The sequence below is a fragment of the Rhodococcus wratislaviensis genome (genome assembly GCF_900455735.1).
Classification (GTDB): Bacteria; Actinomycetota; Actinomycetes; order Mycobacteriales; family Mycobacteriaceae; genus Rhodococcus_F; species Rhodococcus_F wratislaviensis.
Genome location: NZ_UAUI01000001.1, coordinates 149,983 through 151,574 on the forward strand (window position 1 = coordinate 149,983; position 1,592 = coordinate 151,574).

The window sequence follows — 1,592 nt, forward strand, 5'->3', positions numbered from 1 at the left end:
TCGTTCCCCCAGCGGGTAGAAGACCTTGGATGCGCAAGTCCTGCGCGTGAGACGGACCAACCGACGCCGGTCTCCCACGCTGTACTGATCGTGCTGTACGCGTGGGCCCGGTGTGCGTCGATTCGTGATGTTCGTTTCGGAATCGCCATCGACGGGCGACGGTCGGACCGGTCGAGCAGAGTGCGTCCTACGCTCCCCCGCCTCTGTCCGAGGCTCAGCGGAAGCGTTCGGCCTCACGTGCGAGTTGCACGAGGTCGGCGCACAGGGACTCCACCTCATGGGCCGCCGCACCTTCGGCAACGGCTGTCGCCACGTCCTCGGCGGCACATCGAACCTGGAAAATTCGGTCGACCATAGCGGAGGCTTCCTCCGAGGTGAGCACCACCGCATCGGCGGGGATGCTCGTGCCCTTGACCTGGTTGCGCTGCTCGTACGCGCGCTGCCGGCAGGATTGGCGGCAGTACCGGCGGCGGCGGCCCATCCCCGTCTCGGCCACTTCCCGGCCGCACCACACGCAGGAATCGGGTCTGCGGGAGGCGCCGGTCATGGTCAACCACCTTACTGCGCGGCGCCCCACGGCCCGCCCGGTAAGATGTCGAGGTTGCATCTGCGCGGCGTGCGGGAACCAATCGGGAGGCCGTGGCGTTGTAGATGAGTGTGAACGCTTGGTTCTGGTCCAGGCGTACTCGCGCGGAGACGATCGAGGAGAGGACACAACCATGGCAGATCGCGTACTTCGAGGGAGTCGTCTCGGAGCGGTGAGCTACGAGACCGACCGTGACCACGACCTCGCACCCCGTCGGATGGCAAAGTACCGGTGCGACAACGGTGAGGTCTTCGACATTCCCTTCGCCGACGATGCCGAGATTCCCGGCACCTGGCTGTGCCGCAACGGCCTCGAGGGAACCCTGGTCGAGGGGACTGCACCCGAGGCCAAGAAGGTCAAGCCGCCGCGTACCCACTGGGACATGCTGCTCGAACGCCGTTCCAAGGAGGAACTGGAGGAGCTGCTGAAGGAGCGCCTCGACCTGCTGAAGGCGAAGCGCCGCGGAGCCTGACACAGGCAACCGAACCGTACGAACGCCGTCTCGGCTCTGCCGGGGCGGCGTTCGCCGCGTCCGGGGAGGCTGCGACCCCGGCTTCGGCGCGGACGGGGTGTTCGACACGGACAAGCTTCTGTTGGTCACTGGGCTGGTCACCGTCTCGACAGGACTCATCCAAGTACTCCGATCTGCTGAACGCGGGCGCGTTACATTCCGAGCACACAAAGCACCGAGCGTCACGCCCCGAACACGCAGTCGAAGAAACCACGTATGACCGACCTCTCGGGCTTCCATACCGTTTGAGAGGTAGGTCACATGACCGCTCTCAATCTACTATTCGGTACCGCGGAGTCAAGGGTTTGGTCTTCTCTTCGGGTAGATCTCACACCTGGGGTATGAAATCGGCACCCCGAAACCACGGCCGGTCGGGCGTCCACGACATTTCGGGTGGTCAACCGCTCGTTTCCAGTACAACCGCTCACATTTCGTGGTATTCCCCCACCACCACCCAAACCAAACCTTCCGGTCTGTCGGGCGGTGGTGGTGCGG

Annotated in this window: 2 protein-coding genes; one reads left to right on the forward strand and one right to left on the reverse strand. The window is 64.6% G+C overall.

Annotated features, from left to right (window positions below):
- Positions 1-214: 214 nt before the first annotated feature.
- A complete protein-coding gene (locus DTA22_RS00690) occupies positions 215-547 on the reverse strand; it encodes a hypothetical protein (protein ID WP_037232199.1) in 333 nt (110 codons plus the stop codon).
- A gap of 172 nt (positions 548-719) precedes the next feature.
- Here DTA22_RS00690 and DTA22_RS00695 point away from each other — a divergent pair, with 172 nt between their 5' ends.
- On the forward strand, positions 720-1,058 hold the full coding sequence (locus DTA22_RS00695; RefSeq protein WP_005255751.1) for an RNA polymerase-binding protein RbpA: 339 nt from the start codon (positions 720-722) through the stop codon (positions 1,056-1,058).
- The last annotated feature ends 534 nt before the right edge of the window (positions 1,059-1,592 follow it).

Bases quoted from the DNA above. Each gene is read 5' to 3' on its own strand.
- DTA22_RS00690 (WP_037232199.1), bottom strand. From the start codon at position 547: ATGACCGGCGCCTCCCGCAGACCCGATTCCTGCGTGTGGTGCGGCCGG.
- DTA22_RS00695 (WP_005255751.1), top strand. From the start codon at position 720: ATGGCAGATCGCGTACTTCGAGGGAGTCGTCTCGGAGCGGTGAGCTAC.